This window comes from Pseudomonas sp. GW821-FHT01E05 (assembly GCF_059422425.1).
The window spans coordinates 62,201-87,720 of sequence record NZ_JBWKWW010000015.1; the positions used below are offsets into that span (position 1 = coordinate 62,201).

The following is a 25,520-nucleotide window of genomic DNA, read 5'->3' on the forward strand; positions in this document are numbered from 1 at the left end:
CTCCGCATTCAGTTGATAAACATAATCGCAAGGCCTGCCGTGCCCTGTTGATTACTTCTTCTTTTTCGGGGCGATGACCATGATCAGCTGGCGTCCTTCCATCTTAGGATGCTGTTCGACCGAACCGTACTCGAGCAAGTCAGCTTCAACCCGCTTGAGGAGTTCCATCCCCAGCTCCTGGTGGGCCATCTCACGACCGCGGAATCTCAACGATACCTTGGCCCTGTCCCCGTCACTCAGGAAACGTACCAGGTTGCGCAGTTTTACCTGGTAATCCCCTTCCTCCGTCCCTGGACGAAACTTGATTTCTTTAACCTGAATCTGCTTCTGGTTCTTTTTCGCTGCGGCAATCTGCTTCTTCTTTTCGAAGATCGATTTGCCGTAATCCATCACGCGGCAAACCGGTGGGACTGCGTCGGCGGAAATTTCCACCAGATCCAGTTTGGCTTCTTCAGCAATACGAAGCGCTTCATCAATCGAGACGATGCCAATCTGCTCGCCGTCAGCGCCAATTAACCGAACCTCGCGTGCCGAGATATTCTCGTTGATCGGGGCCTTCGGTGCAGCTCGTTTATCTTGTCTCATTTCACGCTTAATAATAATTACTCCGAATCATGGCGACCACGCCGGGAAACCGCTTGAGCGAGGAATTCAGCGAATTGGGCGACGGGCATCGAGCCCAGGTCAGCACCTTCACGAGTACGCACAGCGACAGTCTGCATCTCGACTTCCCGATCTCCAATAACCAAGAGATAGGGAACCTTGAGCAAAGTATGCTCGCGGATTTTAAAGCCGATCTTTTCATTTCTCAAGTCGGACTTGGCACGAAATCCGCTTTGATTGAGAGTTTTTTCAACCTCAGCGGCAAAATCTGCCTGTTTATCAGTGATATTCATGATCACTGCCTGAGTCGGAGCCAGCCACGCAGGGAACGCACCCTCGTAATGCTCGATCAGAATCCCGACGAAACGCTCGAAGGAACCCAGGATCGCCCGGTGCAACATAACCGGGTGCTTGCGACTGTTGTCTTCGGAGACGTATTCGGCTCCCAGACGGATCGGCAGGTTAAAATCGAGCTGCAAGGTACCACATTGCCAGACACGACCGAGGCAATCTTTTAGCGAGAACTCGATTTTCGGACCGTAGAAAGCACCCTCGCCCGGCTGCAGATCGTACGGCAGGCCCGCGCTATCAAGGGCTGCGGCCAGCGCGGATTCTGCGCGATCCCACAACTCATCGGAGCCGACGCGTTTTTCCGGACGAGTGGACAGCTTCAGCTCGATGTCTTTGAAGCCGAAATCGGCGTAGACATCCAGAGTCAGCTTGATGAACGCAGCGGACTCGGCCTGCATCTGCTCTTCAGTACAGAAGATGTGTGCATCGTCCTGGGTAAACGCACGCACGCGCATGATGCCGTGCAGCGCACCGGACGGCTCGTTACGGTGGCAAGCACCGAACTCGGCCAGACGCATCGGCAGCTCGCGGTAGCTTTTCAGGCCCTGATTGAACACCTGCACGTGGCAAGGGCAGTTCATTGGCTTGATGGCGTAGTCGCGGCTTTCCGACTCGGTAGTGAACATGTTTTCGGCGTAGTTGGCCCAGTGCCCGGATTTCTCCCACAGGCTACGGTCAACCACTTGCGGAGTCTTGATCTCCAGGTAGCCGTTTTCACGCTGAACCTTACGCATGTACTGCTCGAGTACCTGGTACAGGGTCCAGCCGTTCGGGTGCCAGAAAACCATGCCCGGCGCTTCTTCCTGGGTATGGAACAGACCAAGACGCTTGCCGATCTTGCGATGGTCGCGCTTTTCAGCCTCTTCGATACGCTGGATGTAAGCTGCCAGTTGCTTCTTGTCAGCCCAGGCTGTGCCGTAAACGCGCTGCAATTGCTCGTTTTTGGCATCGCCACGCCAGTAGGCGCCGGACAGCTTGGTCAGTTTGAAGGATTTCAGGAAGCGGGTGTTCGGCACGTGCGGACCGCGGCACATGTCGACGTATTCTTCGTGATAGTACAGGCCCATGGCCTGCTCGTTCGGCATGTCTTCGACCAGGCGCAGCTTGTAGTCTTCGCCACGGCTGGTGAACACGTCGATCACTTCGGCGCGCGGAGTGACTTTCTTGATGACGTCGTAATCTTTTTCGATCAGCAGGTGCATGCGCTGTTCGATAGCCGCCAGGTCGTCCGGAGTGAAAGGACGCTCGTAGGCGATGTCGTAATAGAAGCCTTCATCGATGACCGGACCGATCACCATTTTCGCCGTCGGGTACAGCTGCTTGACCGCGTGGCCAATCAGGTGGGCGCAAGAGTGGCGAATGATCTCCAGCCCCTCTTCATCCTTTGGCGTGATGATTTGCAGGGTCGCGTCGCTGTCGATGACATCGCTGGCGTCAACCAGTTTGCCGTTGACCTTGCCGGCCACGGTGGCCTTGGCCAGACCGGCACCAATGGATGCGGCGACCTCGGCTATGGAAACCGGATGATCGAAGGAACGTTGACTGCCGTCGGGAAGAGTAATAGTGGGCATGGCGCCTCCTCTCCTAGTGGTGACCCCTACCAAAGGTCACGTGGGTTGGGATGAGCAGCCAGTACGCGACTCAGTTCAGGCCATTCAATAACGAACGCCTGCCTTACAGCGGCAGGAGCCTTGCGGCCAACCGGAAACCGAACCAGAGTGACTGGAGATCAAATCAGGGTTATTCGGGTCTTGACCGCTGCCGGAGAAAAAGTCATCCAGAGCTTGAAAATACCCAAGCCGAGGATCCTAGCACAGATGAACGGTCATCGCCGCGACCTTGTTCCAAGAGCACCGAATTCAGGGCTTTTACGCCATAAAGTGAACTTGGGATGTACGGTCCACCTCAAATAGGCCGAGAATTGCCACACATTTTCGACCTCACGGAGTTCCAGCCATGCGTTTTATCCACCTTTTCGCCCTCGCCACTCCGCTCGCTCTGCTGCTGCCATTGAGCGCTCAGGCCGCCTGGCCCGCAGGTGTAAAAGCCAGTTACATGAAGGATTGCACTGCGGCGGCCAGTCAAGGCGTCAACCCTGAGCTCGCCAAGCAACACTGCACCTGTGGCGCCGACGTCCTGGAGAAGAAGTTCACGACTGAGGAGATCAAGCAGCTGATGGATGCGAAAAACCCTCCGAGCGCCGATCTGGGCAACCGCGCACTGAAGGAAATCTCCGTCTGCAAAGTTCAGAAATAGGCCGTTTCGGCGCAAATGTTAAGGCTCCAGAAGCCGGAAACCGCTCAAAAAACGGTTGTTTTACACAATTTACGCAGCTTTTACGGCTTTTTTTAATGAGCGCTTTTTCAGGAGAAACCCCCTGAAACCGGGGCCTCCAGCCCATCAGGATCACAAATAAAGCACAACCAGGGGGCAAACAACACGTCCGGGGGGCTCCCAAGCCGAACATTTCGACTATGATACTCCCGTGTGCCCAGTTGGCCTGAGCAGCACAGCACTACTGAAAATATTTGTTTCTTGGAGATACACCATGTCTAATCGCCAAACCGGCACCGTTAAATGGTTCAACGATGAAAAAGGCTTCGGCTTCATCACTCCTCAAGGTGGCGGTGACGACCTGTTCGTACACTTCAAAGCTATCGAAAGCGACGGTTTCAAAAGCCTGAAAGAAGGCCAGACTGTTTCCTTCGTGGCTGAGAAAGGCCAAAAGGGTATGCAAGCTGCACAAGTTCGCCCTGAGTAATTTCTCGGCTGGCTAAAAAAACCCCGTCCATGTGACGGGGTTTTTTATGCGCCTGAGAAAAGCCGGAAGCGATCAGCCGCAGTTGACGCGAGTGATCACCAGGTTTTCATCGGTGTTGAGATTCAGGCGCTCCGAGCGGTACTCCAGAGTCACCATGTCGCTCGGCCTGAGGACTCGCGCGTACTGCGCACCTGAATGCGTACGGGCTTGCTCCAGGAGCTCAGGCGAGGCCTTCTTGCCAATGGCGAATTCGGCGCCTTTAGCCTCACAGCGACTGTGCCCGGTCTCGGTAACCACAGAATCCTTTACCGAATCGGAAGTGCTGCACCCCGACAGGATAACTGCTGCTAACAAAGTTCCGAATGACGCGAGCTTCCAAGGCATGAGGCCTCCTTTTTCAAAAATGGACAGAGATCGTGCGACAGCCATTTTGGCTGTTGGTTTCAACGGAGCACTGAGGTGCTGTTGTAGGAGCAGCCGGTCGACGCTCGATTGCTCGCGATGGATGTTAACGATGACGCGTGTTTTCTGAATAAACGCATCGCCCTTGAGTCCATCGTCGGAACGCCGCCCGGAGCAAGCTCGCTCCTACAGGGTTTGATTTCACACAGCGGCAAGTCTGCCTCAACCCTGAGGCAATGTTCACTGCGCAATCGTGACTGAATATGAGCAATGATCAGTAGATGTCGATGTAGTCGAGCGGTGGATTTGGCCAGTTCTGCTTGAGTGCATTGAATATCTGCATGACCCAGACCGCATCACTTGCAGCTACCGCTCCGACATAGCCAGATCCCTTCGCCCAGGTTTCCAGACGAAACAATAGACCTTCAATATCGGTACCGCCCACGACACCTGAAGAAATATAGGCAATACCGGCCTTGGTGACCCGCAACTGGGTATGCGCATCATCGCTGGCAGAAGCCAACAGTTGGCGCACAGCCTCAAGCGTCAAACCGTCAGGAGTGCTCAAATCGATCTGCAAAGTGTTTTCCTTGAAATAATCAAAGCTCAAGTGTCGCATAGCCCTCTCCTCATGCCTAAGACGGAGTGCCAAAAGCCTCGCAAGATGTTTAACTCAACACAACCAAAACCACCCGGATAGACCTCCAGGCATTACCCGGCCTATTCAGACTTTGCGAGTTCATCATGACAACCATAACCATCGACGCCGACATCAAAGCCAAATGGCCTGAAGGCCACTGCTCCTACAGTCCTGGCAGCCCTGAAGAGCTGGCGATCATCGGTATCGACCTGTTGATCAAGGAATTGGGAACGCAGGCGGCCCAGGCATTTATCGCTCAAATATTCGAAAAACACCCAAACAACACTATGGACACGCCACGCACCGAAAAGGAGTAACACCCCACAGGCTGGACACTTGCGGGGCTGAAACTTATGCAAGACGAGCGAGACGTGCCGTGAGTAAGTCGAAGAAGCCTTGTGCATCAGCGTCCTGAACCCAGAACACGTTCTTTTCCTGCTTCAGGCCGTCGTACCAGTCGACAATGGTCTGACCAAAGGTCGGCCCTTCACGGCTGTCGACCACCATGTTTACCTGACGACCGGTGAACAACTCCGGCTTGAGCAGATAAGCGACGACCGTGGCGTCATGCACCGGACCACCCGGGATGCCATAGTGCTCCATGTCGCCTTTGATGTACTCGTTGAGGATTGCGCCCACCACCTTGCTGGCATTGTTGCCCAGTGCAGCGATCTGTTGCAGGCGCGCCTCACTGGTCAGCACCTTGTGGGTCACGTCCAGTGGCAGGTAGGTCAGTTTGACAGCGCTTTTAAGGACGACTTCAGCAGCCTGCGGATCGGCGAACAGATTGAATTCGGCGACCGGGGTAATGTTACCGCCGTTGAAGTGCGCGCCCCCCATGACCACCACTTCCTTGATGCCCCGGGTAATGTCCGGTGCCTGATTCAGCGCCAGTGCCAGATTGGTCTGCGGACCCAGCATGGCAATGGTGATGCTGTGGGGTTTGGCTGCGCGCAAGGTGTCGATCAGGTAGTCGATCGCGCTGCCGTTGGCCAGGCCTTCCCTGGGTTCGTGCACCGTTACACCCGAGATACCCTCCTCGCCGTGGATATCCTCGGCGTAGATCGGTGTACGCAACAATGGTTTGGTCGCACCCGCATAAACCGGCACTTCTTCGCGCCCTGCCCACTCACGGGCCAGGCGTGCATTACGCGAGGTCTTGTCCAGTCGCACATTGCCGGCAACGGTAGTGAGCGCACGAATGTTCAGTTCCTCGGGCGAAGCCAGGGCAAACAACAAGGCAACGACGTCATCGGCACCCGGATCGGTGTCTATGATCAAATCGATTTTTTCCGCCGCCCGGGCGTTTGTGGCGGTGATCAATGACAAAAGCAGCAGACTCCGGATCAGGTATTGCACTATTTGAGCATAGTGGTACATGGCGCACTCCTTGCGCGTGAAAAACAGGTTGAGATACAGCGAGCTAAAACGTTACACCTGCGACCAGCACAATGTTGCAGTACGGCTGACATTCACCCGTACGAATAATCGCACGTGCTTGTCGGGTAAGGATTTTGAATGCGTCATGACTCAGTAACGTGCGCTGGCCCAATTCAGCCTTGGCCGTCAGCTCGTCAATCACCTGAAGCGCGGGAGGTTGTTTTAGCAGGATTTCTTCAGCCAGCACATGGCTTTGCACCTGCATTTCGCTGAGCACGATCTGCAAGGTGCTGACGAAGTCCGGAATGCCCTTGGTCAACGCCAGATCGATCAACTCGACACCCGGCGGCACAGGCAAACCGGCATCGCCGATCACCACCCTGTCGCCATGACCCAGGGAGGCAATCAATCGCGACAACGCGATGTTGAGCAAAGGTGTCTTTTTCATGAGGGGCTAATGGCCTGTACGTCGGACAAGGTGGGAATGGAAGGCTGCGCGCCCGCTCGAGTGACCGACAGCGCGGCCGCGACCTGACCGAAGCGAATGGCCTGGGCTTCGCTTTTGCCGGCCGCCAGTGCCGCGGCAAAACCGCCGACGAACGTATCTCCCGCTGCTGTCGTGTCGAGCGCCTTGACCCTGGGCGCCGGGAAGTGCTCGAAGCTCTGCCCATCGGCGAACAACGACCCCTGGGCTCCGAGGGTAATGATGACTTTGCCAGCGCCGGCAGCAATCAATCGACTCGCGGCGGCTTCAGCGGTTTCCAGCGAATCCACCGGCATGCCGCTCAGGGCCGACGCCTCACTTTCGTTAGGGATCAGGTAATCGATGGACGAATACCAGTCAGCCGGAAGTGGACGGCTCGCCGGGGCTGGATTAAGGATCACGGTCTTGCCCAGTTCACGACCGCGCTTGAGGGTGTAACCAACGGTCTGCATGGGCACTTCGAGCTGGCAAATGATCACATCGGCCGCCTGCAACACCACGTCATAACCTGCAACCACTTCAGGCGCGAGCAGCCCGTTAGCGCCGGCGACGATCACGATCGCATTCTGGCTGCTGTCATCGACCACGATCAGCGCCACGCCACTGGAGCCTTCGACGGTTCTCACCGCCTGACAATCGATTTGTTCAGCCACCAGCGCCGCTCGCAGTTGCTCGCCATACGCATCGGCACCGACACAGCCAACCATCGATACTTCAGCTCCCAGTCGTGCCGAAGCAACGGCCTGGTTCGCCCCCTTGCCGCCCGAGACGGTGGCAAACGACTCGCCAATCAGTGTTTCACCGGCCCGGGGCAGCCGCTCGGCCCGGGTCACCAGGTCCATGTTCAGGCTACCTACAACCACTACTTTTGCTGGCATACATCAGTACTCGTCAATTCGTTTCAGCGGCATTCAGCGAAAACGCCGGCAAGCGGCGCAGTCGACTCTCGCAAGACAATGTTGGGTGTCACGATGCGCTGATCGGTCGCCTGCTCCGGGTTTGCGATCCGTCGCAACAGGCGCTCCGCCGCCATCTCGCCCAACTGCAGGATCGACTGGCCCACCGTCGTTAACGCCGGATAGACATACCGACTCATCTGGATATCGTCGAAACCAATGACCGAGAGTTCGCTCGGTACACGGATATTGCGCTCGGCCGCCGCACGCAATACACCGATTCCGATCATGTCGTTACCGGCAAATATGGCGCTGGGCGGATTCTTTTCCAACAGCAGCGCAGCAGCGCTATAACCGCCGGTACTGGTGAAGTCGCTTTCCAGCATTCGCTGTTGTGGCACCTCGACGCCTGCCTCTTTCAGCGCCCGGCAGTAACCGGCCAGGCGCATCTGCGCCACACTGGTATGCGCCGGACCGCCGATGCAGGCGATGTCCCGATGCCCCAGCTTGAGCAGGTGTCGCGTCGCCAGATAGGCACCGTATTCGTGATCGATGCGCACCAGATCCGCATCAATCCCCTCCAGCCCCCGATCGACAATCACCATAGGCGTGCGCACGGCGGCCAGACCTGCAGCCAGGCCGGCGTCACCGCCAGCCGAAGCGACGATCAAGCCATCGATCCGCTTTTCCAGCAGCACCCGCAGATAACTGCGCTGCTTGTCCGGGTTGTCATCGGAGTTGCACAGAATCACGCAGTAGCCATTACGCTCGCAGTAATCCTCGATGCCCCGGGCCAGTTCGGCGAAGTACGGGTTGAGGCTGTTGGGCACCAGCAAACCGATGGTCGCGGTGGTCTTGGCCTTCAACGAACGGGCCACGGCACTGGGCACGTAGTCCAGGCGCTTGATCGCCGCCTCGACCTTGACCCTGACCTCTTCACTGACTGGCCGCGTTTTGTTCACCACATGAGAAACCGTGGTGTAGGAAATCCCCGCCAGTGCAGCCACATCTTTGATTGTTGCCATGATTCAGGCCCGCCGACTTGCGCGTTGACTGCGATAAGTATCGAGCACTACCGCCACCACGATTACCGCGCCAGTGATGATGCGTTTGGTCGGCTCGGTTGCACCGATTTGTGCGAGACCTGCCGCCAGCACGGAAATGATCAAGACGCCAAAAAAGGTACTGATGACCGAACCGCGCCCGCCCATGAGGCTGGTGCCGCCGATCACTACAGCCGCGATCACTTGCAGCTCCAGCCCGGAACCGGCATTCGGGTCCGCGGCCTCCAGACGGGAGATCTGAAACAGCGCCGCCACACCGGCCAGCAGCCCCATCAGACTGAATACCAGAATCTTGTAAGGCTTTGGGTTGATACCCGCCAGACGCACCGCTTCTTCGTTGGTACCAATGCCGATCAGGTAACGACCGAACACCGTGCGCGTCAACACTGCCTGAGCGATGAATATGATCAACAACGCAATGATGAACGACGGCGAAATGCCCAGGGCAATCGGGTTGGACAGCCAGGCGAACGCATCACCGATATAGGCGGTGCGCGAGCCAGTCATCTGGTAAGCCAGACCGCGAGCCATTTCCAGCACACCCAGCGAAACGATGAACGAAGGAATGCGCCAGGCCACGGTGATCGAACCGGTGATGGTGCCAGCCAGAGCGGCGACGGCCATGCCGAGCAAGGCTGCCGGCAAGACACTCCAGCCCCAGCCGAGGACCGCCACGCTGACCGCCGATGCCGCCAACGCGAGCACCGAACCGACTGAAAGGTCGATACCGCCAATGATCAATACAAAGGTCATGCCGACAGCCAACACCATCAAATCCGGAATCTGGTTGGCCAGCGTGCTGAAAGTGTCGTAGGAGAGGAAGTGACTGCTCAAGGTCGAGAACAGGGCAATCATCGCCAGCAAGGCACCGGCCAGGCCCAGATAAGTGCCCAGACCATAATAGTTGCCCCTGCGTATGCTGACAGAAGTAGCAGTTGTCATGAAATGTCCCTAGGCGCCGCTTCATTGAGCAACGCATCACGTTTTTGGTAGCCGGCAAATGCGGCAGCAAGTAGTTCATCCTGAGTCCAACGGTCGCGCTCGAAGGTCTCGATCAAGCGCCCGGCGGAAAGTACACCAATCCGGTCGCAGATCAGCATCAACTCGCGCAGATCACTGGAGACCACCACCAATGCCTTGCCCTGGCGGGTCAATTCACCCAGCAAGCCATAGATATCGAACTTGGCGCCAACGTCGATCCCTCGGGTCGGCTCGTCGAACAGCAGTACCGAGCAATCTCGCTCAAGCCAGCGGCCGATCACGACTTTCTGTTGATTGCCGCCGGACAGTTCGGACACCAACTGTGACGGGCTGGTACTGCGAATCCGCATGGCGTCGATCTGACGCTGAGCCAGGGCCGACTCGTCATCGCCGTTGACGATGCCGGCACTGGAGATGACCGGCATGTTGCCCAAGGCAATATTGGCGCTAATCGATTGGCTCAGCAGCAGGCCTTCGCCCTTGCGATCTTCAGTGATCAGGGCAATCCCGTGTCCCACCGCATCGACCGGTGAGCGAATGCTGACGACCTGTGCAGGTGACCCCAGCGCGACTGTGCCGCTGTCTGCGATGTCAGCACCAAAGATCAACCGCAATAGCTCGGTGCGCCCGGCCCCAATCAACCCGGAAATACCGAAAATCTCGCCGCTGCGCACTTCAAAGGAGACATCGCGAACCTTGTCCGAACGGGTGAGCCCTTTGACCGTCAAGGCAGGAGCGCCAATCTGGCGTGGTCCCAGGTCAATGTGCTCGCCCAGTTCGCGGCCAACCATCAGGTTGACCAGTTGCTCACTGTTGTAATTGGCCATTGGCTCGACGCAGACCAGATAACCGTCACGCAGCACTGCAATGCGTTGTGCGACACGGGCCAGTTCTTCCAGTCGATGGGAGATGTAGATGATCGCCACTCCGCGCGCTTGCAGGCGGGTGATTTGTTCGAAGAGCATTTCGACTTCGCGGGCCGTCAGCATTGCGGTCGGCTCATCGAGGATCAACACATGACAATCGCCAATCAGGTTGCGGGCGATTTCGACCATTTGCTGGTGACCAATGCCCAACTCGCCGACCAGCGTGTCCGGATCGATCGAATCCAGCCCGACCTGAGCCATCGCTTCTATAGCCGCCTTGCGCAGTTGCTTGCGACTGATCCAGCCGCCAAGGCTGGGTAGATTGTGCAGAAACAGGTTTTCGGCGACGGACAGGGTCGGCAGCAGGTTGAGCTCCTGCATGACCATGCGGATCCCTAGCTCTTCGGCCTGCGTGCGACTGCCGGGCCGGTAATCCTGACCGTTGAACTGCATCTGACCCGCGGTCGGTGTGACCAGGCCGCCGATGATTTTCGACAGGGTGCTTTTGCCAGCGCCGTTTTCACCGGTCAACGCCAGCACTTCACCGCGCATCAGCGTCAGGTCGATATTGGTCAGCACCGGCTGAGCATAGGTCTTGCCGATACCGCTGACCGAAAGGACAGCGTTCGGGGTGCAAACTGACATAAGAAACTCTCCATGCGCCCGCCCGGATGAGCGAGCGCCGTTGTGCCGCCAGAATGACTATTTGGTGACCAGTTCAACCGGAGTTTCGATTACGCCGTTAGCCGCGCCGTCGACCTTCTCACCCTTGAGGATTTTCAGCGCCGTTTCGATACCGAATACGGCCTGCCTGGCGGCAAACTGGTCAGCGGTAGCCAGCACACGACCATCGTTGAGCATTGGTTTGATGGCATTGATGTTGTCGTAACCCACCACTTGAACCTTGCCCGCCTTCCCTGCTGCGCGCACCGCCGACACAGCGCCGACCGCCATGCTGTCATTACCGGCCAACAATGCCTTGAGGTTCGGATACTCGCTCAGCATGGCGGCGGCGACGCGGTTGCCGGCGTTGATTTCCCAGTCACCGGATTGCAGAGAAACCACCTTGATCTGCGCAGCCTCCATTGCATCCTTGAAGCCTGCGGTACGCTGCTGAGCATTGGTGGTGGTGGAAACACCTTCGATGATGCCGACTTCGTCACCGGCCTTCAGCTGCCTGGCCAGGTACTCACCGACCAGGCGAGCACCCTTGCGGTTGTCCGGCCCTACGAAAGGTACGCTGATGTTTTTGCTTTTGAGCACACCGACATCCAGCTGGTTATCGATGTTGATGACCGTGATGCCGGCGTCGACCGCCTTCTTGATCACCGGCACCATCGCTTTCGAGTCGGCTGGCGCGATGATCAGTGCGTTGACCCTGGAAACGATCATCTGCTCGACGATGCGAATCTGGTTGGCAGTGTCCGTCTCGTCTTTGATCCCGTTGGAAATCAAATCGAAATCTGCGGAATGCTCTTTCTGGTAGCTCTTGGCGCCGTCTTCCATGGTCAGGAAGAATTCGTTGGCCAGGGATTTCATGACCAGGGCGACTTTAGGTTTTTCAGGGGTGTCGGCGAAGGCCGGGGAAAGAGGCAGCGCGGCGGATGCGGCTGCGAGCACAGCGACAGCAAGAAGACGTCCAGCGAATGGCAGCTTCATGGGTTCACTCCGTTCTTATGATTATTGTGAGCAACGCTTGCACTGGATCACGCTTCGACAGCCGTTAAACGCAGCGGCACTGGATCGAGACAAGATTTCCAGGCTGATCATAAAAGATCACCTGGAAACACGCGCAAACGTTTGCCTGGATCGAACTATGCGAATCCGGCTGTCATTTGTCAACGGCCAGAACTTCCCGTTTTAAGAGCGCGTGCGCAGAGTTCGCTAACACCCCGAAGAAATCCTGGCCGACGCGTTGGCCTTGCCACTCTCTTCGTCATCCCCGCCCGGCATGTGCCAGGCCCCATCGACATTTGCCGTAGCCTTTTTTTTCGGAGAGCCGAACGTAAAGCGTCCATATCGTCGGAAAGCCGGACGCAGGCCTGTACGAAAAATCAAATTCAAAATAAAAAATTGATAAATATCAACTACTTATATTAACAAGCCAATCAAAGTACATCTGGTACAGATCCTGCTCTCCTCCAGGACCCCACGGCATTCAGATCTGCCCGGGGCGTGTCTTGATAAACCCGCATCAGCACCTTCATTACAACAAGAGAAAAAATAATGAAATCTGCTTTCAATACCTTTGTTCCGGGCGCTTTGGCCCTCCTGTTGCTGCTCCCTACCGCACTGCAAGCAAAAGAAGTCGAAGCCAAACAAAAACTGGCTAACGTCGTAATTCTCGCGACCGGCGGGACAATCGCCGGGGCTGGTGCCAGTACCGCCAACAGCGCCACTTATCAAGCGGCCAAAGTGGGTGTCGATAAGTTGATTGCCGGTGTTCCCGAGCTGAGCCAATTGGCCAATGTGCGTGGCGAACAAGTCATGCAAATCGCGTCGGAAAGCATCACCAACGAAAACCTGCTGCAACTGGGTCGCCGTGTCGCTGAACTGGCCGACAGCAAAGACGTCGATGGCATCGTCATTACTCACGGTACCGACACGCTGGAGGAGACTGCATACTTCCTTAACCTGGTCGAGAAAACCGACAAGCCAATCATCGTCGTTGGCTCGATGCGCCCAGGCACCGCCATGTCTGCTGACGGCATGCTGAACCTGTACAACGCCGTCGCGGTTGCCAGCAGCAAAGATGCGCGCGGCAAGGGCGTGCTGGTTACCATGAACGATGAAATCCAGTCGGGCCGTGATGTCAGCAAGATGATCAACCTCAAGACCGAGGCCTTCAAAAGCGCCTGGGGTCCGCTGGGTATGGTGGTCGAAGGCAAATCCTATTGGTTCCGCCTGCCAGCCAAGCGTCACACCATGGATTCTGAATTCGACATCAAAACCATCAAGAGCCTGCCTGACGTCGAAATCGCCTATTCCTACGGCAATGTCAGCGGCACCGCCTACAAGGCCCTGGCTCAATCGGGCGCTAAAGCCATCATTCATGCCGGCACCGGTAATGGCTCGGTCTCTTCGAGCGTTGTTCCAACCTTGCAGGCACTGCGCAAGGATGGCGTACAGATCATTCGCTCTTCCCACGTAAATGCCGGGGGTTTTGTACTGCGCAACGCAGAGCAGCCTGATGACAAATACGACTGGGTCGTCGCCCATGACCTGAACCCGCAAAAAGCCCGCATCCTGACGATGGTCGCCCTGACCAAGACTCAGGACAGCAAAGATCTGCAGCGGATGTTCTGGGAATATTGATTCACATCGCCCGACCTGATCAGGTCGGGCATCTGTCGCACCACTCACCTTTAACGGTGAGTGGTTCTACCCCCACTTGCTGATCCCGCCCAGCACCGCTGCGCCCCCCCTTTCTCGAAAAAATCAATCGACTTACACCAAACGGAATAAATCGCTGTCAGAGGGTTTTCTGGAATCTTAAGCAGTTGCGAAAAATCCTACAGTTAAATACTGTATGCACATACAGCTAAATAAGGATTGTTCCGTGGCCAATACCTCAGCAACAACTACATCTCCAGGCGCATACGAACGACTCGGTTTGCGCGTTCAGAAAATCATTAACTCCCCCACCGCACAAACAGCCAAAGCCGCATTGATCTTCCGTCTCCCGGACGAACCCGTGGATGAATGGGAGCGCCTGCTCGAAGAGATTGCCGAGAACGATAACGTCACCCTCGCCTATCGCGACGATGGCGGCGTGCACATTTTCTGGGTCGTGCCGAAGGAAGACTGAGTCAATGATTGTCCGTTTGCTGGCACCAGCAGTGGACATGAAAGCCTGCGGCTGAACCACTGCTCAAACGCAAAGGCCCCGGACAAACTGTCTCGAGGCCTTTTTTGTTTTCAGACTTGCCGGGATGACCGATCACTGAGCCGCGCTATGCTCAACCACCACTGACTCGACGTTGCGCTTTTTGGCTCGCTCCAGACTGGCTGTCAGTTGAACCTGCCTGGCTTCGGCTTCGGCTTTCGAACTGAAAGGGCCGACCAGAATCCGCTGTTTGCCGCCGGCGGTGGTCACATAGCAAATGAAGCCGTGTTCGATCAACCAGCCGGTCAAATCGCTCACGGCCTGCAAGGTGTCCCCTCTAACCTCGACATCCCACTGGGGCGCTGCCGCAGCCGCCGGAGATTGTGCAGCTGAAGCCGCCGAAGACGCGGCCTTGTGCTCGACGCCGGTTCCTTCACCGCAGCCTGCCAGCACCAACACCGCCATTACCATCGCCAGTTTACGCACAGCCTTCCCCTCGAAAATTCAAGTCGACGATTTTACCACCCACGACCACCCCATGGACGCGACAAACCTGCCCGAAAACAACGAGAATGATGTGTATAGGCCCTGTATAGTTACAGCTTGGAAATTAATACAGTGGCTACGCGTCTGAAAGAGGCACCTACAGTGGCACTTCGCAGTAATCTATACATACTACCGACATCTGCATTATCTGAATCAGGTGCCCTACAAAGCAATCAAGGAGAAGATCATGCTGATACTCACCCGCAAAGTCGGTGAAAGCATAAACATTGGTGACGATATTACGATCACCATTCTGGGCGTTAGTGGCCAACAGGTCAGGATTGGTATCAACGCTCCGAAAGACGTAGCCGTACATCGCGAAGAGATTTATCAGCGTATCCAGGCAGGACTGACTGCGCCGGACAAACGCGAGACTCCCTGAGCCTCATCAGTAGCCAGCCTCTCCTCTCACAGCGATGGCTGGCGAAAAACCCGAGCATGCTCTTGCCTGATCATTTTGCCTCGACCCTCCATCCCTCCTCCTTGGCAGCGGCGCATGTCCAGGCTGCCACAGCCACTGCAACCAACACAGACCAGAACCCGCACGCCAGGTACAGCAGCGCTGCACTGATGCAACCCACGGCAAACCCCAACAGATTCATTCCGATCGGCTTCAAGCGCTGAATGATCGCCGCTCTTTCAGCGGCATTGCGCTGAGCTATCAAAGCAAAGAGGTCGATGGCGAACTGAGTCACGTTCCCTGTCATGAGCGTGGTGGGCGGCGCTCCTTTCATGTGCTGACGGGAAACAGCATTTTGAATCGCCATGGCCGCGACGCCAGTCATGCCCGTCAACAATGCCGCGGCGCTGTCCCCATCGGGGAAAGGTCCCAGCCATAGGGCAAGCCCTCCAAACGCGGCCAGCAACAGCGTATGCGCAATGAGCAGAATGCGTAACGGCGCCCAGCCTCGGGCGTGAATGGCCACCGCCGCCAAATGGGACAACCCCCCACCAGGGCAAAAACCGGCAATGCCAACAACTTGGCCAGCGCCCCGGAAGTACCGTGCACGATACTGACCCCCAGCGTGACAAAGTTCCCGGTCACGTGCGCGGTAAACAATCCCTGCAACGCCAGAAACCCCAGCGTATCAACGAAGCCGCCGTTAAAACTCAGTGCCGGCGCGAGAAAGCGGCGAATGGACGACATGGCTTTTCCTTGTAGCGCAGCTTTCAATCAAATGTGCCAAGCCTGTTGGCCATCAACAGACGTGAGACCAGGATCCTGATTGAATCGCAGCACATATCCATGGGGTTCAAGCACCGGAAAACCCGGCTGCCCGCGAAGAAGGTTGCGATTTCTGTCGCAGCACTCTTCGACAGCCCTGCAAACTGCTAGCCGGACACCAGCCCACGAGCCATGCCGGTCGCCGCTACCACCATGAGAACAATCAGCAATGCCTCAATGTGGCTGATCCTGGCGAATAGCGTCGCACGCCGAACGTCAATCGTACGCCCTCGACTCAAGGCGATCCGCCATTTGATCAGGGCGACCATCGGAGCAGTCTCAAGCAGCAAAATAACGATAAACAACGTCATCTTGAGATGAAACAGTGGCTGGTGCAGGTAGTAGTCCGTGCCTTTTTCGTACCCGCCAAAGGCGCGAACCGCACCGGTGACCAAAAGAATCGCCGCCGAGATTCCCCAGCAGTTATCCACAAACAATACATTCCGGACCTCAGTGGCGCTCACAGCGACACGACGCAAAGCCGCTCCGCGAGCGAGCACCGCCGCGAACCCCGTTGCAAATGCCAGAAGATGAATTGCCGCAAGGAACCAGTGCGCAAGCATCGACTTGACCTCCCATCCATGAAGAAAAGAATATCGGCCTGACAGTAGTAGCCCATAAAACACAGCGCTGCTTAAACCAGCTGCAACGCCTTAGCCATGTCTAATTCCCATTTTTGAAGCGGCAAACCGTCGATAAAAGCACCTTGCTTTACCCTCCCCTGCGTCGTGGCGAACGAGCACGATCCGAAAAGCCAACAATTCGTCACCTCGACTCGACAGTTTTCCATTGATATAGAGCCTTTGGCGATCAGTCCATTTACACTTCAATACCTGTCCAACCCCAAAGATCAAAGTCCATGTCTGAAGAGTTCGAAGTCCCCAGCCCCCATGAAGAACATCTGGAACACGTCACCAAAAACGCCCATGCCCACGGCGATAATTTCGCCAGCAAGATAGCGGTGATGACGGCGATCATGGCGACCATAGGTGCCTTGCTCAGCTATCAGGCGGGCTCCACGGAGAGCGAAGCGGCAATGGACAAGAACAACGCCGCCATCAAGAAAACCGAAGCCTCCAACCAGTGGAATTATTACCAGGCCAAATCCAGCCGGCAAAACCTGTCTGAATTGGCGATCCATATCCCTGGCGTCGATGCCGCACACTACACCGCCGAAGCGCAACGCTATAAAGATGAAAAAGAAGTGGTGCGCCAGAAAGCAGAAGCACTCGAGGCAGAGGCTCGCGAGTGGGATGAAAAGTCAGAATTGGCATTGCATCAGCACCACCGCTGGGCCCAGGCGATGACGGCAATTCAGATTGCCATTTCGCTGGCGGCGATTACCTTGCTGACGCGCAAGGAATGGCTGAAAAGGGTCGCCTATAGTGCGGCGGGAGCCAGTGTAGTGCTGGGTACTCTGGCCTGGTTACATATATAAACCGGATGAGCCCCCGATACGCCTGGTTCAAATATGAATTTCAACAAGCCAATGTGAGAGCCAGGCCCAACTGACCCTGGGCACCTTCGATCAGAGGTAATGAATGGGCGGGCATTTGCTCGAATGAACCCGCCTGACCCACCCTCACCTATTGTGCGCTGAACGCCTCAGCAGCCGCCTGTTCAGGTGACAATCAGTTGGTTATAAGCAACATCGAATGGCGTTATCGCCGGGACAACACCGATAACTCTACGTGACGCCAAAAAAATTCTTGTGCGCACCACATCAAGATTTTGATTTCGCTTCACCATGTCAGTGACCAGTGCTCGAGAAATGCAGTAGCGCCCGCAGCCAGGGCAGTCTCTTTCCTCGAACTCACCGACTGACAGAACCTCTTTGGCTGCGCCCTTGCAGATCAAGCACCTCATTTTCGATCTCCATTTCGATGAGCAGTCAACTGTAGCCGATCCCCGACGAGGTATCCCCATGCCCACAGAAAACAAAACCATCGACCAGCAGCGCATTAAGCGCATCATCGCCAACGAGTTCATCCAGGTGATCGCCAGTTTTTTCGCAACAAGACGGTCGCAGGCCCCCTTGGGGCTATGACGACGACATTCTGATCGTTCGGGATAGTGTGCGGCTTGGGCTCATTCGGAAACCGACCGAAGCTCAGGAGGCAGCATGCATCGCGTTTACATTAGCGGCTTGGTCCATCATCTTGCTTGAAATTGCTGTATTCCCCTGGCAATTCCATCCAGGCATCAAGGGCTGTAATCTGCCGCGCTACGGCAGCATCCCACTCGGGGCCTGTGGCTTTGTTCTCACTCATTATTTTGTGGATGACGATCGTAGCCTGCTCATATTCATGATGAACCTCTAATACTTTCGCCAAAAATTCTTCTCGCCGGTTCATAGAGATTCTCCCAAGACAGGTGAGAAGTATTGACCCGTAACCACTTGAGCACCAATCGGCAAGGAATCATCGTGCATCGATTTTTTTGTCAGCCCCCAAACTACCTGGCCAGGGAGTTCAGCAAGGCACGCGACGCCCCCCACGCCTGACTGGCGTCCTGAGTGGGGGGGTGAAAAAGTTTTGCAAACGCCAGACGCAAAAAAGGGCCAACCTCTCGGTTGACCCTTCTAGACCGCCCAGCAGAGCGGATTTTGTTTGGTAGGCGCGATTGGACTCGAACCAACGACCCCCACCATGTCAAGGTGGTGCTCTAACCAACTGAGCTACGTGCCTGCTGTGAGGCGGCATTCTACGGAATTCCGGAGGGGTGTCAACACCTTTTTTGCAGCTAAGCCTATGAATATGCGAATTTTTTATTTTCAGGGCCACAAAGAAGATTTTTCGTTGGCTGGTAGCCTATTTTTAACTCAGGTAGGATCGATGCACTCGTAAAAAATATAAAACAGAGGTTGCAGGATGGTGAACACCCCCTATCCGAAGTCCTATTACGCCGCATCGGCTAACGCGGTTGCGCCGCGCCCATCGCTACAGGATGAGGTAGAGACTGATGTCTGCGTGATCGGTGCAGGCTACACAGGCCTCTCCAGCGCGCTGTTTCTGCTGGAGAACGGTTTTCGGGTGACCGTCCTGGAAGCGGCCAAGGTCGGCTTCGGCGCCTCGGGCCGCAATGGCGGCCAAATCGTCAACAGCTACAGCCGCGACATCGACGTCATCGAGCGCAGCGTCGGCCCCAAGCAGGCACAGTTGCTCGGCCAGATGGCGTTCGAGGGCGGCAAGATCATCCGCGAGCGCGTGGCCAGGTACCAGATCCAGTGCGATCTGAAGGACGGCGGCGTATTTGCCGCAATCACCAGCAAACAGATGGGCCACCTGGAGTCGCAGAAGCGCCTTTGGGAGCGTTTCGGCCACACTCAACTGGAACTGCTGGATCAGCGCCGCATCCGCGAGGTGGTGGCCTGCGACCAATACGTGGGCGGCATGCTCGACATGAGCGGCGGACATATGCACCCGCTCAACCTCGCCCTTGGCGAAGCCGCTGCAGTGGAGTCGCTGGGCGGAACCATTTATGAGCAATCGCCCGCCATACGCATCGAGCGCGGCGCCAATCCGGTCGTGCACTCGCCGCAAGGCAAAGTCAGGGCCAGGTTCATCATCGTCGCCGGTAACGCCTATCTGGGCAATCTGGTTCCGGAACTGGCAGCCAAGTCGATGCCCTGCGGCACCCAGGTCATCACCACCGAACCCTTGAGCGATGAATTGGCGAAAAGCCTGCTGCCGCAGGACTACTGTGTCGAAGACTGCAACTACCTGCTCGACTACTACCGTCTTTCAAGTGACAAGCGCCTGATCTTCGGCGGCGGTGTGGTCTATGGCGCGAGAGATCCAGCGAATATCGAAGCGATCATTCGACCGAAGATGCTCAAGGCCTTCCCGCAGCTCAAAGACGTGAAGATTGATTACGCGTGGACCGGCAACTTTCTGCTGACTTTGTCGCGCCTTCCGCAAGTCGGACGCCTGGGTAACAACATCTATTACTCGCAGGGCTGTAGCGGCCATGGCGTGACCTACACCCATCTGGCGGGCAAAGTCCTGGCTGAGGCTCTGCGAGGCCAGGCAGAGCGTTTTGACGCCTTTGCCGACCTGCCGCACTACCCTTTCCCTGGCGGGCAAATGCTGCGCACCCCATTCGCCGCATTAGGCGCCTGGTACTACGGCCTGCGGGATAAATACGACTTGTGATTTACACGAACACAACAAAAACAAAACCCCACCAGTCAGCGTAATGCCGTTCAGTTAAGGCGACGACGCGATCCGTAGCAGCTGGCGAAGCCTGCGTTCGACTGCGTAGCGGTCGTAAAATCAGGCACTGTGGTGTTACAGGTTGACCGTGGTTGCATGATTTGCGACTGCTGCGCAGCCGAACGCAGCCTTCGGCAGCTGCTACGGGGAATGTGCGGAGCCAGAAATTCCTTAACTGAACAGCATTGCGCCAGTCAGCGGGGTGTTGTTTTATTCAATTCGAGAAAATTTCTGGAACCAGAAGCAAAAGAAAGCCAAATCCCGGATACAAAAAACCCCGGTCTTTCGACCAGGGTCTTTGCTATCAATCAGAAGCAGCCATCGGCTTTCTTCGTAGCTTCAAGGCGTTCAGTGGGCCTTGAGGCAGATATGGCGCAGCGGACGGGACTCGAACCCGCGACCCCCGGCGTGACAGGCCGGTATTCTAACCGACTGAACTACCGCTGCGTATCGCTTGGACTTGCGTCCATTTGAACCTTTGAAATCATCTGACTGGAAAGCTCTAGGCTTTTCAATCTCAAACCGGGAAAACCCGATCTGGAAAATATGGCGCAGCGGACGGGACTCGAACCCGCGACCCCCGGCGTGACAGGCCGGTATTCTAACCGACTGAACTACCGCTGCGTATCGCTTGGACTTGCGTCCATTTGAACCTTTGAAATCATCTGACTGGAAAGCTCTAGGCTTTTCAATCTCAAACCGGGAAAACCCGATCTGGAAAATATGGCGCAGCGGACGGGACTCGAACCCGCGACCCCCGGCGTGACAGGCCGGTATTCTAACCGACTGAACTACCGCTGCGCGTCGGTGGAGGCTTTTAAAAGCTTCCATCTTTCTTTCGAAAGACTCTCAAGAAGTGGTGGGTGATGACGGGATCGAACCGCCGACCCTCTGCTTGTAAGGCAGATGCTCTCCCAGCTGAGCTAATCACCCTTTGCTTCGTTGAGGCCGCGAAATTTACGCAGATACCGAAGCTAAGTCAATACCCTGCTTGAAGTTTTTCTGAAAAAGACAAAATAAGTTTATCTTTCCCGGACAGCCTTCCATTCGAACAGCTCGATCGCGCAAGCCGCATCGCGAGCAAGCTGCGCTCCTACCGATAAATCATTTTCTTGGTCATGCCACCATCGACCACAAACTCCTGGCCCGTGACAAAACCCGCATTCTTCGACAGCAGCCAGGCCACCATCGCCGCCACGTCCTCAACCGTCCCTACCCTGCCCGCCGGGTGCTGAGCATGATCAGCGTCCGTCAGCGGCTCGGCACGGCGCGCAGCCGGGTCTCGGGCATCGATCCAGCCAGGACTGACCGCATTGACCCGAATCTCCGGACCCAGACTGATCGCCAGCGCATGCGTCAGCGCCAGCAGCCCGCCCTTGCTCGCCGCATAGGCCTCGGTATCCGGCTCCGATTGCCCGGCGCGGGTCGAGGCCAGATTGACGATGGCACCCGCGTGAGCACGCAGATAAGGCGCGCAGTGTTTGGCCAGCAACATCGGCCCACTGAGGTTCACCGCCAGAACACGATTCCAGTAAGCCAAATCAAGACTTTCCAGCGTGATATTGCGCGGTTCGGCCACCGCCGCATTGCAAACCAGCGCATCAAGGCGCCCGAACTGACCAAGCACCTCGGCAACGCCCAAGGCGACTTGCTGCTCATCCGCCACATCCATGGTGATGAACCAGGCGCTTTCACCGAGGACCTTGGCGACCCTGGAGCCACGCACGCGGTCAAGATCAGTCAGCACCACCTGCCAGCCTTCGCTGATCAGCCAGGCCGCAATCCCCAGACCGATGCCACGCGCCGCGCCGGTAACCAGCGCGACACGACCATTGGTGCTACTCGCCCCCATGGACAAATCGATCACAAGGCAGCCAACCCGCGCGCCAGATCCACTTGCAAGTCAGCGACATCTTCCAGACCGACCGCAACGCGGATCAGGCTGTCACGAATCCCGGCAGCCTCACGCTCTTGCGGCGCCAAACGGCCGTGAGAGGTGGTGCTCGGATGAGTGATGGTGGTTTTGCTGTCGCCCAGGTTCGCGGTGATCGAAATCAGTCGGGTTGCATCGATGAAACGCCAGGCCCCCTCTTTGCCACCCTTGACCTCGAAACTCACCACCGCACCGAAGCCACGCTGCTGACGCCGGGCCAACTCATGCTGTGGATGGCTCTTGAGGCCGGCGTAATGCACCTTCTCGATCCCGTCCTGCTGCTCCAGCCATTCAGCCAGAACCTGAGCGCTGGAACAGTGAGCGCGCATACGCAGGTTCAGCGTTTCCAGGCCCTTGAGGAAAATCCAGGCATTGAATGGACTCAGGGTCGGCCCGGCAGTACGCAGGAAACCAACCACTTCTTTCATCTGCTCGCTGCGACCGGCAACCACGCCCCCCATGCAACGGCCCTGGCCATCAATGAACTTGGTGGCCGAATGCACCACCACGTCCGCACCCAGCTTCAACGGCTGTTGCAGCGCCGGCGTACAGAAGCAGTTGTCGACGACCAGCATCGCACCCTTGGCATGGGCAATCCCGGACAATGCCGCGATATCCACCAATTCGGCCAGCGGGTTGGACGGTGATTCAACAAAGAGCAATTTGGTATTGGCCTTGATTGCCGCATCCCAACCGGACAAGTCCGCCAGGGGCACGTAATCGACTTCGATACCAAAGCGCTTGAAATACTTTTCGAACAGACTGATGGTCGAGCCGAACACACTGCGCGACACCAGCACATGATCACCGGCGCTGCACAGGCTCATGACCACCGCCAGGATGGCTGCCATGCCGGTTGCCGTGGCAACCGCTTGCTCGGCACCCTCCAGCGCTGCGATACGCTCTTCGAACGACCGCACCGTAGGGTTGGTGTAACGCGAGTAGACGTTGCCCGGCACTTCACCGGCGAACCGCGCAGCCGCATCGGCGGCCGTGCGGAACACGTAACTGGAGGTGAAGAACATCGGATCACCGTGCTCACCTTCCGGCGTACGGTGCTGACCGGCGCGCACGGCCAGGGTATCGAAAGCTACGCCATCGAGGTCGCTGTCCAGCCGACCGGCATCCCAATCCTGACTCATGCTGCCTACTCCTTAGTCTTGTATTCCAAATCAGTTGTTGTACAGGTCGATGATCGCGCTGACGGCCTGAGTCTTGACCTTGGAGGCATCGTTACGCGCCTGCTCGATCTTGTTCAGGTAGGTCTCGTCGATATCGCCGGTGACGTACTTGCCGTCGAACACCGCGCAGTCGAAGCTCTCGATCTTGACCTTGCCACCGCCAACCGCTTCGATCAGGTCCGGCAGGTCCTGATAGACCAGCCAGTCGGCACCGATCAGATCGGCAACGTCCTGGGTGGTACGATTGTGTGCGATCAGCTCGTGGGCGCTCGGCATGTCGATACCGTAGACGTTCGGGTAGCGAACAGCCGGTGCCGCCGAGCAGAAGTAGACATTCTTCGCACCCGCTTCACGGGCCATCTGAATGATCTGCTTGCAGGTGGTGCCACGAACGATGGAGTCATCCACCAGCATCACGTTCTTGCCACGGAATTCGAGCTCGATTGCGTTGAGCTTCTGGCGCACGGACTTTTTCCGTGCTGCCTGGCCCGGCATGATGAAGGTCCGGCCGATGTAGCGGTTCTTCACGAAACCTTCGCGGAACTTCACGCCCAGGTGGTTAGCCAGCTCCAGTGCAGCCGTACGGCTGGTGTCCGGAATCGGGATAACCACGTCGATATCGTGCTGTGGACGCTCACGCAGGATCTTGTCCGCAAGCTTCTCACCCATGCGCAGGCGAGCCTTGTAGACCGAAACGCCGTCGATGATCGAGTCCGGACGCGCCAGGTAGACATGTTCGAAGATGCAAGGTGTGAGCTTCGGATTGGTCGCGCACTGACGGGTGTGCAGCTTGCCGTCTTCAGTGATGTAGACCGCTTCGCCCGGTGCCAGGTCGCGAATCAGGGTGAAACCAAGCACGTCCAGGGAAACGCTTTCCGAGGCGATCATGTACTCGACGCCTTCATCGGTATGACGCTGACCGAAGACGATCGGACGAATGCCGTGCGGGTCACGGAAACCGACGATGCCATAACCGGTGATCATCGCAACCACGGCATAACCACCCACGCAGCGATTGTGCACGTCGGTTACGGCGGCGAAAACGTCTTCTTCGGTTGGCTGCAACTTGCCGCGCTGGGCCAGCTCGTGAGCGAACACGTTGAGCAGGACTTCCGAATCGGAGTTGGTGTTGACATGGCGCAGGTCAGATTCGTAAATCTCCTTGGCCAGTTGTTCAACGTTGGTCAGGTTACCGTTGTGCGCCAGGGTAATGCCGTAAGGCGAGTTGACGTAAAACGGTTGAGCTTCGGCCGAGGTCGAGCTGCCCGCGGTCGGGTAACGCACATGGCCAATGCCCATGTGACCGACCAGGCGCTGCATATGCCGTTGATGGAACACATCACGGACCAGGCCATTGTCCTTGCGCAGGAATAACCGGCCGTCATGACTGGTCACGATACCGGCAGCGTCCTGGCCGCGGTGTTGGAGGACGGTTAGCGCGTCATACAGCGCCTGATTGACGTTCGACTTACCGACGATACCGACGATGCCACACATGCGACGCAACCCCTACTTAATGAATCTGAACTGAACACATCTCACTGAGGCGTTTTGGCCGTCGGCAAGAGGTATTCCTTGAACGGTACTTCAGCGGGTACGCTGATACCGCTGGCAAGCCACTGACTGCTCCACCCCAGGATCAGGTTTTTGGACCAGTCTGCGACCAATAGAAATTTTGGCACGAGTCGTGACTCCTGCCACCACGAATCCTGCTGTACCGGACCCAGGCTCAACAGCCCGACCGCCACGACCACCAGCAACGCGCCACGCGCGGCACCGAAGGCCGTGCCGAGAAACCGGTCGGTCCCGGACAGGCCGGTGACACGAACCAGCTCGCTGATAAGATAATTGATCATGGCGCCTACCAGTAAGGTGGCGACAAACATGATGGCACAACCCGCGATCACGCGAGCCGAAGGTGTTTCGATGTATCCGGCGAGGTACTGGGACAATGAGCCACCGAACATCCAGGCTACGATTCCTGCGATGATCCAGGTGAGCAGCGACAGTGCTTCTTTGACGAAGCCGCGACTCAAACTGATCAAAGCGGAGATGGCGATGATTGCAACGATCGCCCAGTCAACCCAGGTAAATAGCACAGTGCAGCCTACAGACGGATAAGGCGGCGCATTTTAGCAGAGCGCATGCCTGTCGGTAAGCTGCGATT

At 56.8% G+C, this 25,520-nt stretch carries 27 protein-coding genes, 5 tRNA genes and 1 pseudogene; 9 read left to right on the forward strand and 24 right to left on the reverse strand.

Annotation, left to right across the window (positions count from 1 at the left end; translation table 11 throughout):
• Positions 1–51: 51 nt before the first annotated feature.
• Positions 52–603, reverse strand: a complete 552-nt coding sequence (infC, locus tag AC07W5_RS26420; RefSeq protein WP_170929410.1) for a translation initiation factor IF-3 — start codon at positions 601–603, stop codon at positions 52–54.
• Positions 603–2,525, reverse strand: a complete 1,923-nt coding sequence (thrS, locus tag AC07W5_RS26425) for a threonine--tRNA ligase (protein ID WP_495024598.1) — start codon at positions 2,523–2,525, stop codon at positions 603–605. Before thrS ends, infC begins: the two co-directional genes overlap by 1 nt.
• Positions 2,526–2,910: 385 nt before the next feature.
• Between thrS and AC07W5_RS26430 the strand changes: the two genes are divergently transcribed.
• Together AC07W5_RS26430 and AC07W5_RS26435 are read left to right on the forward strand one after the other, a co-directional pair.
• Positions 2,911–3,210: a hypothetical protein gene (locus AC07W5_RS26430; RefSeq protein WP_495024599.1), complete on the forward strand. Its 300-nt coding sequence runs from the start codon at positions 2,911–2,913 to the stop codon at positions 3,208–3,210.
• Positions 3,211–3,502: 292 nt separating this feature from the next.
• Positions 3,503–3,715: a cold-shock protein gene (locus AC07W5_RS26435; RefSeq protein WP_003179963.1), complete on the forward strand. Its 213-nt coding sequence runs from the start codon at positions 3,503–3,505 to the stop codon at positions 3,713–3,715.
• A gap of 72 nt (positions 3,716–3,787) precedes the next feature.
• Here AC07W5_RS26435 and AC07W5_RS26440 read toward each other — a convergent pair whose 3' ends face one another.
• Positions 3,788–4,099 carry an I78 family peptidase inhibitor gene (locus AC07W5_RS26440; RefSeq protein WP_495024600.1) on the reverse strand — a complete coding sequence of 104 codons (312 nt, stop codon included), beginning with the start codon at positions 4,097–4,099 and terminating at the stop codon, positions 3,788–3,790.
• A gap of 292 nt (positions 4,100–4,391) precedes the next feature.
• Positions 4,392–4,697 carry a hypothetical protein gene (locus AC07W5_RS26445; RefSeq protein WP_494994841.1) on the reverse strand — a complete coding sequence of 102 codons (306 nt, stop codon included), beginning with the start codon at positions 4,695–4,697 and terminating at the stop codon, positions 4,392–4,394.
• A gap of 164 nt (positions 4,698–4,861) precedes the next feature.
• Between AC07W5_RS26445 and AC07W5_RS26450 the strand changes: the two genes are divergently transcribed.
• A complete protein-coding gene (locus tag AC07W5_RS26450; RefSeq protein WP_495011698.1) occupies positions 4,862–5,074 on the forward strand; it encodes a hypothetical protein in 213 nt (70 codons plus the stop codon).
• 34 nt (positions 5,075–5,108) lie between these two features.
• On the opposite strand, the gene AC07W5_RS26455 is transcribed toward AC07W5_RS26450, so the two are convergent.
• From AC07W5_RS26455 to AC07W5_RS26485, 7 genes are read right to left on the reverse strand one after another with little or no spacing between them, the layout of a single operon-like run.
• Positions 5,109–6,137, reverse strand: a complete 1,029-nt coding sequence (locus AC07W5_RS26455; protein ID WP_495024601.1) for a nucleoside hydrolase — start codon at positions 6,135–6,137, stop codon at positions 5,109–5,111.
• Between the two features lie 43 nt (positions 6,138–6,180).
• Positions 6,181–6,585, reverse strand: a complete 405-nt coding sequence (gene rbsD, locus AC07W5_RS26460; RefSeq protein WP_494994711.1) for a D-ribose pyranase — start codon at positions 6,583–6,585, stop codon at positions 6,181–6,183.
• A complete protein-coding gene (gene rbsK, locus AC07W5_RS26465; protein WP_495024602.1) occupies positions 6,582–7,499 on the reverse strand; it encodes a ribokinase in 918 nt (305 codons plus the stop codon). The genes rbsD and rbsK overlap by 4 nt, the downstream gene beginning before the upstream one ends.
• 23 nt (positions 7,500–7,522) lie before the next feature.
• Positions 7,523–8,542, reverse strand: coding sequence for a LacI family DNA-binding transcriptional regulator (locus AC07W5_RS26470; protein WP_495024603.1), 1,020 nt, complete (start codon positions 8,540–8,542; stop codon positions 7,523–7,525).
• Positions 8,543–8,545: 3 nt separating this feature from the next.
• Positions 8,546–9,523, reverse strand: a complete 978-nt coding sequence (locus AC07W5_RS26475) for an ABC transporter permease (RefSeq protein WP_494994708.1) — start codon at positions 9,521–9,523, stop codon at positions 8,546–8,548.
• A complete protein-coding gene (locus AC07W5_RS26480) occupies positions 9,520–11,073 on the reverse strand; it encodes a sugar ABC transporter ATP-binding protein (RefSeq protein ID WP_495024604.1) in 1,554 nt (517 codons plus the stop codon). The genes AC07W5_RS26475 and AC07W5_RS26480 overlap by 4 nt, the downstream gene beginning before the upstream one ends.
• A 57-nt stretch (positions 11,074–11,130) precedes the next feature.
• Positions 11,131–12,087, reverse strand: a complete 957-nt coding sequence (locus AC07W5_RS26485) for a sugar ABC transporter substrate-binding protein (RefSeq protein ID WP_494994706.1) — start codon at positions 12,085–12,087, stop codon at positions 11,131–11,133.
• Positions 12,088–12,654: 567 nt separating this feature from the next.
• Between AC07W5_RS26485 and AC07W5_RS26490 the strand changes: the two genes are divergently transcribed.
• Positions 12,655–13,743, forward strand: coding sequence for an asparaginase (locus AC07W5_RS26490; protein WP_494994705.1), 1,089 nt, complete (start codon positions 12,655–12,657; stop codon positions 13,741–13,743).
• A gap of 214 nt (positions 13,744–13,957) precedes the next feature.
• Complete coding sequence (locus AC07W5_RS26495; RefSeq protein WP_494994704.1) at positions 13,958–14,236, forward strand: DUF1654 domain-containing protein; 279 nt, start codon at positions 13,958–13,960, stop codon at positions 14,234–14,236.
• A 132-nt stretch (positions 14,237–14,368) separates the two neighbouring features.
• On the opposite strand, the gene AC07W5_RS26500 is transcribed toward AC07W5_RS26495, so the two are convergent.
• Positions 14,369–14,740, reverse strand: coding sequence for an SPOR domain-containing protein (locus AC07W5_RS26500; protein ID WP_495024605.1), 372 nt, complete (start codon positions 14,738–14,740; stop codon positions 14,369–14,371).
• Positions 14,741–14,987: 247 nt separating this feature from the next.
• On the opposite strand from AC07W5_RS26500, the gene csrA reads away from it, so the two are divergent.
• Positions 14,988–15,182: a carbon storage regulator CsrA gene (gene csrA / locus AC07W5_RS26505; protein ID WP_007920550.1), complete on the forward strand. Its 195-nt coding sequence runs from the start codon at positions 14,988–14,990 to the stop codon at positions 15,180–15,182.
• Positions 15,183–15,252: 70 nt separating this feature from the next.
• Here csrA and AC07W5_RS26510 read toward each other — a convergent pair.
• A pseudogene (locus AC07W5_RS26510) lies at positions 15,253–15,947 on the reverse strand (YoaK family protein).
• A gap of 185 nt (positions 15,948–16,132) precedes the next feature.
• Positions 16,133–16,588, reverse strand: a complete 456-nt coding sequence (locus AC07W5_RS26515; RefSeq protein WP_495024606.1) for a DUF2214 family protein — start codon at positions 16,586–16,588, stop codon at positions 16,133–16,135.
• Between the two features lie 296 nt (positions 16,589–16,884).
• Between AC07W5_RS26515 and AC07W5_RS26520 the strand changes: the two genes are divergently transcribed.
• A complete protein-coding gene (locus tag AC07W5_RS26520; RefSeq protein WP_494994701.1) occupies positions 16,885–17,463 on the forward strand; it encodes a DUF4337 domain-containing protein in 579 nt (192 codons plus the stop codon).
• A 486-nt stretch (positions 17,464–17,949) separates the two neighbouring features.
• Positions 17,950–18,072: a hypothetical protein gene (locus tag AC07W5_RS26525; protein WP_495024607.1), complete on the forward strand. Its 123-nt coding sequence runs from the start codon at positions 17,950–17,952 to the stop codon at positions 18,070–18,072.
• Between the two features lie 91 nt (positions 18,073–18,163).
• Here AC07W5_RS26525 and AC07W5_RS26530 read toward each other — a convergent pair whose 3' ends face one another.
• The gene (locus tag AC07W5_RS26530) at positions 18,164–18,379 is read right to left on the reverse strand and encodes a hypothetical protein (protein WP_495024608.1); all 216 of its coding nucleotides are present in this window, start codon (positions 18,377–18,379) and stop codon (positions 18,164–18,166) included.
• 256 nt (positions 18,380–18,635) lie between these two features.
• Positions 18,636–18,712 (reverse strand) — tRNA-Val (locus AC07W5_RS26535).
• A 183-nt stretch (positions 18,713–18,895) separates the two neighbouring features.
• Here AC07W5_RS26535 and AC07W5_RS26540 point away from each other — a divergent pair.
• Positions 18,896–20,179 carry an NAD(P)/FAD-dependent oxidoreductase gene (locus AC07W5_RS26540; protein ID WP_495024609.1) on the forward strand — a complete coding sequence of 428 codons (1,284 nt, stop codon included), beginning with the start codon at positions 18,896–18,898 and terminating at the stop codon, positions 20,177–20,179.
• Between the two features lie 430 nt (positions 20,180–20,609).
• On the opposite strand, the gene AC07W5_RS26545 is transcribed toward AC07W5_RS26540, so the two are convergent.
• The 8 genes from AC07W5_RS26545 to AC07W5_RS26580 all read right to left on the reverse strand — a co-directional run bounded on the left by AC07W5_RS26545 (position 20,610) and on the right by AC07W5_RS26580 (position 25,452).
• A tRNA-Asp gene (locus AC07W5_RS26545) sits at positions 20,610–20,686 on the reverse strand.
• A 100-nt stretch (positions 20,687–20,786) separates the two neighbouring features.
• A tRNA-Asp gene (locus AC07W5_RS26550) sits at positions 20,787–20,863 on the reverse strand.
• A gap of 100 nt (positions 20,864–20,963) precedes the next feature.
• A tRNA-Asp gene (locus tag AC07W5_RS26555) sits at positions 20,964–21,040 on the reverse strand.
• 56 nt (positions 21,041–21,096) lie between these two features.
• Positions 21,097–21,172: transfer RNA gene (locus AC07W5_RS26560), tRNA-Val, on the reverse strand.
• A 160-nt stretch (positions 21,173–21,332) separates the two neighbouring features.
• On the reverse strand, positions 21,333–22,091 hold the full coding sequence (locus AC07W5_RS26565; RefSeq protein WP_495011825.1) for an SDR family oxidoreductase: 759 nt from the start codon (positions 22,089–22,091) through the stop codon (positions 21,333–21,335).
• An 11-nt stretch (positions 22,092–22,102) separates the two neighbouring features.
• Positions 22,103–23,314 carry an O-succinylhomoserine sulfhydrylase gene (locus AC07W5_RS26570; RefSeq protein ID WP_495024610.1) on the reverse strand — a complete coding sequence of 404 codons (1,212 nt, stop codon included), beginning with the start codon at positions 23,312–23,314 and terminating at the stop codon, positions 22,103–22,105.
• A 30-nt stretch (positions 23,315–23,344) separates the two neighbouring features.
• Positions 23,345–24,850: an amidophosphoribosyltransferase gene (gene purF, locus AC07W5_RS26575; protein WP_494994696.1), complete on the reverse strand. Its 1,506-nt coding sequence runs from the start codon at positions 24,848–24,850 to the stop codon at positions 23,345–23,347.
• Between the two features lie 41 nt (positions 24,851–24,891).
• Positions 24,892–25,452 carry a CvpA family protein gene (locus AC07W5_RS26580; RefSeq protein WP_494994695.1) on the reverse strand — a complete coding sequence of 187 codons (561 nt, stop codon included), beginning with the start codon at positions 25,450–25,452 and terminating at the stop codon, positions 24,892–24,894.
• Positions 25,453–25,520 lie beyond the last annotated feature (68 nt).